Annotated in this window: 5 protein-coding genes; 3 read left to right on the forward strand and 2 right to left on the reverse strand. The window is 74.7% G+C overall.

Features of this window, described 5'->3' with window-relative positions:
- Positions 1-133: 133 nt before the first annotated feature.
- On the reverse strand, positions 134-1,645 hold the full coding sequence (locus tag PAI11_RS19305) for a DEAD/DEAH box helicase (RefSeq protein WP_007577947.1): 1,512 nt from the start codon (positions 1,643-1,645) through the stop codon (positions 134-136).
- A gap of 208 nt (positions 1,646-1,853) precedes the next feature.
- Here PAI11_RS19305 and PAI11_RS19310 point away from each other — a divergent pair, with 208 nt between their 5' ends.
- Positions 1,854-3,023 carry a hypothetical protein gene (locus tag PAI11_RS19310; RefSeq protein WP_007577949.1) on the forward strand — a complete coding sequence of 390 codons (1,170 nt, stop codon included), beginning with the start codon at positions 1,854-1,856 and terminating at the stop codon, positions 3,021-3,023.
- On the opposite strand, the gene PAI11_RS19315 is transcribed toward PAI11_RS19310, so the two are convergent.
- Positions 3,013-3,996 carry a quinone oxidoreductase family protein gene (locus tag PAI11_RS19315; RefSeq protein ID WP_007577951.1) on the reverse strand — a complete coding sequence of 328 codons (984 nt, stop codon included), beginning with the start codon at positions 3,994-3,996 and terminating at the stop codon, positions 3,013-3,015. The two genes, PAI11_RS19310 and PAI11_RS19315, sit on opposite strands and share 11 nt — an antisense overlap.
- A gap of 42 nt (positions 3,997-4,038) precedes the next feature.
- On the opposite strand from PAI11_RS19315, the gene PAI11_RS19320 reads away from it, so the two are divergent.
- Together PAI11_RS19320 and PAI11_RS19325 are read left to right on the forward strand one after the other, a co-directional pair.
- Positions 4,039-4,929 carry a LysR family transcriptional regulator gene (locus PAI11_RS19320; RefSeq protein WP_007577952.1) on the forward strand — a complete coding sequence of 297 codons (891 nt, stop codon included), beginning with the start codon at positions 4,039-4,041 and terminating at the stop codon, positions 4,927-4,929.
- A gap of 217 nt (positions 4,930-5,146) precedes the next feature.
- On the forward strand, positions 5,147-5,550 hold a 404-nt coding region (locus tag PAI11_RS19325; RefSeq protein ID WP_040601032.1), incomplete at its 3' end, for a cytochrome ubiquinol oxidase subunit I.

A 5,550-nucleotide genomic window follows, 5' to 3' on the forward strand; every position in this document is an offset into this window, starting at 1 on the left:
GCGGCGTCGGGGCGGCGGGAGAGCCGTGGTCACCGGGAGTGCTCACGCCCTGGATGCTAGCGGGGGACCGGCGGCACGTGCGGCACCCGGGACCGCCCTCCAGCCGGCCGGCGGGGGCGCGGCCGGCGGTCGCTCAGGCGCCGCGGAGCAGCTCGGCGCCGAGCGTCACCGCGCCAGCCCGGTGGCCGTCGATCGCCTGGACCGCGTCGGCGACCGCCGCCGCCGGCAGCGTCGCCAGCGCGAAGTGCTCCAGGACCCGGACCTCGCGGATCGCCTCGCCGTCGAGGCCGGTGGCCTCGGCGATCGCCTCGACGACGTCGCGGACCTGCAGCCCCTCGCCCGCGCCGGGCACCAGGACGATCCGCTCGCCGGGCTCGTCGGCGGCGTGGTTGAGCTGCGGCTTGCGGCCACGGCGCGGCTTCTCGCGAACCACGACGGGCGCGGCGTCGCCGCCGCCGTTGCCGTTCGCGGCAGCGGCGGACTGCTCCGCCTCGGCCGCCACGCGCGCACGGCTGGCGCGCCCGACCGCGGTCGTGGCGCCGGCCTCCCACGGGGTGATCTCCATCCCGATGTGGGCCTCGATCGCCTCGCGCTCGCGCTGCTGCTTGGGCTCGACGAAGGTGATCGCGCGACCGGACGCGCCGGCGCGACCGGTGCGGCCGATCCGGTGGACGTAGGTGTCCGGCGAGCGCGGCACGTCGTAGTTGATGACGTGGGTGACGGTCGAGATGTCGAGCCCGCGGGCGGCGACGTCGGTCGCCACCAGCAGCGGGACCCGGCCGCCCTTGAAGGCCAGCATCACGCCGTCGCGCTGGCCCTGCGAGAGGTCGCCGTGCAGCGCCCGGACGTTGTTGCCGCGGTCCTTCAGCAGCCGGAACAGGCGGTCGGTGCCGATCTTCGTGCGGCAGAAGACGATCGCCTGGCTGGGGCGCTCGGCCTCGATCACCTCGGCCAGCTTCTGGGGCTTGTCCTTGGCGTTGACCTCGACGCGGAACTGCTCGACCGTGTCGACCGTCAGCGTGTCGGCCTTGACCTTCACGTGGACCGGGTCGTAGAGGTAGTTGTCGGCGAGCTTGCGGATCGGCGGCGCCATCGTCGCGGAGAAGAGCGACGTCTGGCGGCCGTTCGGCGTCCGGCGGAGGATCTTCTCGACGTCCTCGAGGAACCCGAGGTCGAGCATCTCGTCGGCCTCGTCGAGCACCACGAAGCGGCACGAGCCCAGCTGCAGCGCGCCGCGGTCGATCAGGTCGAGGACCCGGCCGACGGTCCCGACGACGACGTGGGCGCCCGAGCGCAGGCGCGAGATCTGGTCGCGGATCGGGGCGCCGCCGAAGGTCGCCACGACCTCGACGCCCTTGCGCAGGCCGAAGCCGCGGATCGCCTGGGTGACCTGGATGCAGAGCTCGCGCGTCGGCGTCAGGACCAGCGCCTGGGTGTCCGGGTCGCTGGGGTCGACGTAGTTGACGATCGGCGCGCCGAAGGCAGCCGTCTTGCCCGAGCCGGTCTGCGCCTGGCCGATCACGTCGCGCCCCTCGAGCATCGGCGGGATCGCCTGCTCCTGGATCGGGCTCGGCCGCTCGTAGCCGATGTCGCGCAGCGCCTCGAGGACGGGCTCGGACAGGCGGAGGTCGGCGAACGCGGTCATCGCCAGTGATGCTAGAGCGTACGCGCCGCGACGGAGGGCCGGTCGGCCGCTCGGAGCGGCACGATCGTCCCCCGCGGGCGCCGGTGCGCGCGGCCGCGGGGCGCGTCGTCCGGCATCGCCACGCGGACGCGGCGTTGGCGCCGGGGTCCCGTGAGGAACCCATGAGAGCGGCGTCTCCGGGCGATCTCGCCGAACTAGGGTGAGCGTCATGTCCCGCTCCCGTCCCGCGACCGTCCCTCACCGCGCCCCGTCCCTGCTCGCCGCCGCGAGCGTCGCAGCGCTCCTGGCCGCCGGGTCGGCGTCGGCCGCCAGCCTCCCCGCGGTCGCCGGACCGCCGTCCTTCACGCTGACCCCGAAGGGCGGCAGGACCGCGATCCTGCGCGACCTCGGCGCGCGCCTGCCGGAGGTCAGCGTCGGCGGCGTGCTCGCCGACGCCAACCGCAAGGCCGGCCCGGTCGGCGGCGCCCTCTCGCCGACGCCGGCCGGCTTCCAGAACGGCTTCAGCTTCAACCGCGGCGACAACGCGACGGACAAGTGGTTCCCACAGGGGATCTCCGGCACGGGCGACGCGACCGGCGGGCTCGTCGACGGCCGCCGCGCGCTGCTCGTCAGCTGGTACGCCCGCAACCCCGTCACCAAGAGCGGCACCGTCGCGCCCGGGGTCCGGGTGACGTTCGTGACCTCGGAGGAGCTGGCCGCCGCCCGCTACCGCCACGTCCTGCTGGTGCGGCCGCGGCGTGCCGGCGGCCGCGCGTCGTTCACCTGGACCCCGAGCCACGCCGGCGGGATCGCCTGGGTCGGTACCCGGCTCTACGTCGCCGAGACCAACAGCGGCCTGAGCGTGTACGACACGCGGCGGATCTGGCGCGTCAGGACCGGCGACAAGTCGCGGATCGGCTGCGACGCCGCCTCCTGCCAGGGCGCCGACTACCGGTACGTGATGCCGCAGGTGGCGTCGTACCGCAGCAGCGGCGGGCTCGTGTTCTCGTCGGTGGCCTACGACCGTGCCAGCAACAGCCTCGTGACCGGCGAGTACCGCAAGGGCCAGGACGGCGCGCGGATCGTCCGCTGGCCGCTGAACCGCGGGGGCGCGCTGCAGACGATCGGGCCGAAGGGCCGCCGCGTCGCCCGCGCCAGCCAGGTCTGGGTCGCGCAGGGCGTGACGAACATCCAGGGCGTGCTGACGCTCGGCTCGACGGCGTACCTGTCGACGAGCGGCGGCGGCCACGGGCTCTACGTCGGGCCGCTCGGGGGCTCGCTGTCGAAGCGGACCTGGCCCACGGGGGCCGAGGACCTGACCTATGCGCCGGCGAGCGGCCGCATCTACTCGCTGACCGAGCCGGAGGGGCGGCGCGCGGTCTTCGGGGTCAGCCGCTGACGCCCGCGTCGACGTCGAGCACGAGCTTGCCGGTCGTGCGCCGCTCGAGCAGCGCACGGTGGGCCTGGTGCGCGTCCTCCAGCGGCCAGCGGCCGCCGACGACGACGCGCACCTCGCCGCGGGCGGCCCGCGCGAAGAGGTCCCGCAGCGGCGCGACGAAACGGCGCTCCGGGTCCTCGAGGCAGTGGAAGAGCCAGAAGCCGATCACCGAGCGCGAGTGCTTGAGCAGCTGGCCGGTGCGGATCTCGTTCTGCTCCTTGGTCGAGATCCCGCAGACGACGATCCGCCCGAACGGCCCCAGCGCCCGCAGCGAGCCGTCGAACATCGCCCCGCCCGCCATGTCGACGACGACGTCGACCGGGCGACCGCCGTTGGCCTCGATCAGCCGCTCGGTCAGGCCCTCGGGGCGAGGATCGACGGCGGCGTCGGCGCCCAGCTCCAGCGCCAGCGCCCGCTTCTCCGGGCTCGACGCGGTCGCGATCACGCGCCCGGCCCCCATCGGCTTGGCCAGCTGGACCGTCAGCGAGCCGGTGCCGCCGGCGGCGCTGTGGACGACGACGGCCTCGCCGCCCTCGAGCCGCGCGCAGGTCCGGTGCAGGTGCCACGCGGTCAGGCCCTGCACGAGCAGACCGAGCGCCTGGTCGTCGTCGAGGCCGTCGGGGATCGGCACGCAGAGGCCGACCGGGACCGTCACCTCCTCAGCGTAGGCCCCGCCGCCGCGGGTCAGCGCGACGACCCGCTCGCCGGTGTCCTCGCGGACCCCGACCACCTCCTGCCCGGGGATCAGCGGCAGGTGGGAGCGCTGGACGTACTTGTTCTCGCGCGCGTGAGTGTCGGCGAAGTTGATCCCGACCGACCGGACCCCGATCCGGACCTCGCCCGGGCCCGGCACCGGCCGCGGGACGTCCTCGACCCGCAAGACCTCGGGTCCCCCGAACTCGTGCTGACGGACGGCGCGGATCGTGTCGGCCACCTGCCGGAGGCTAGCGGGCGCGGCCCGCGATACGGTCCTGCGGTGGCCGCCGACGCGCCGATCAGGTCCCCGGACCTCGTGGAGCTGCGCGCGCTCGTGGCCGCGGCCCGACACGGCTCGATCGGCGCCGCCGCGCGCGAGCTGGGCGTCTCGCAACCGGCGCTGAGCAAGCGCCTGCGCCAGCTCGAGGACGTCGTCGGGCTGCGGCTGCTGGAGCGCTCGCCGCGAGGGGTCACGCCGACCGACGCCGGCCACCGGCTGCTGCTCGGCGCGCAGCGGGTGCTTGACCAGCTCGGCGACCTCGACCGCACCGTGCTCGAGCTGCGCGGTCGCCCGCGCCCGCTGCGGCTGGCGGCCAGCCCGGTGGTCGCCGAGTCGCTGCTGCCGTCGATCCTGACCGCGTTCCACCGCCAGCCGGGACGCGAGCCGGTCGAGCTGATCGTCGGCAACTCCGACCTCGTGCGCGAGCTGGTCGCGTCCGGCCGGGCGGACGTCGGGATCGCCGGCTCCGGCCCGGGCGAGGACGAGGGGCATCACGTGCTGGCCGAGGACGAGCTGGTCGTGGCGGTCCCCGCGGGCCACCCGTGGCAGGCGCTGGACGCCGTGCCGCTGGCGAAGCTCGTCTCGACGCCGCTGGTCCTGCGCGACCCGGGCGCCAACCAGCGCCAGGTCCTCGACGCGCTGCTGGCCAGCCTCGGCCTGGCGCTGGCGCCGCCGCGGGTCGAGGTCGGATCGACGACCGCGGCGCTGGCCGCGAGCGCGGAGACCGGCGTCCCGGCGCTGCTCTCGCGGCTGTCGGTCCCGCCGGACTCCGACGTCGCCCTGCGCCCGATCGACGGGCCGCGGCTGGCGCGCCGGTTCGTCGTCCTGGTCTCGGCCGCACGAGCACCCTCGGCGGCCGTCGAGCGGCTGGTCGCCGCCCTCCGCCCATAGCCACTGGTTATGGGTCGAGGCGCGTTCGCGCTCTACCCGGTGGTCGTTCGCCCCCGTAGCGTGGGGCACGTCGGTTCCCTCCCGACACCGTCGCAGGCCGGAGCACCTCTCCTCCTCCTCTCCTCCGCTCCGGCCGGCGGCGCCCTCTCCCAACGTCGCCCGCCCGGGGTCCATGGTCCTCGGGCGGTGACGTGGTTCCCCGACGACGGCCTTCCGCATGGAGCTCCTCGACCTCGCCCGCTGGCAGTTCGCCTTCACCACGCTGTTCCACTTCCTGTTCGTCCCCCTGACGATCGGGCTCTCGGGCTACGTGGCGCTGATGCAGACCCGCTGGGTCCGCACCGGCGAGGACGTCTACCTGCGGATGACGAAGTTCTGGGGCAAGCTGCTGCTGGTCAACTTCGCGATCGGGATCGCGACCGGCATCGTCCAGGAGTTCCAGTTCGGGATGGCCTGGTCGGCCTACAGCCGCTACGTCGGCGACGTCTTCGGCGCCCCGCTGGCGATGGAGGGCCTGGTCGCGTTCTTCCTCGAGTCGACCTTCCTCGGGCTCTGGATCTTCGGCTGGACCCACCTGCCCAAGAAGCTCCACCTGGCCTCGATCTGGCTCGTCTTCGTCGG

This window comes from Patulibacter medicamentivorans, from assembly GCF_000240225.1.
Taxonomy (GTDB): domain Bacteria; phylum Actinomycetota; class Thermoleophilia; order Solirubrobacterales; family Solirubrobacteraceae; genus Patulibacter; species Patulibacter medicamentivorans.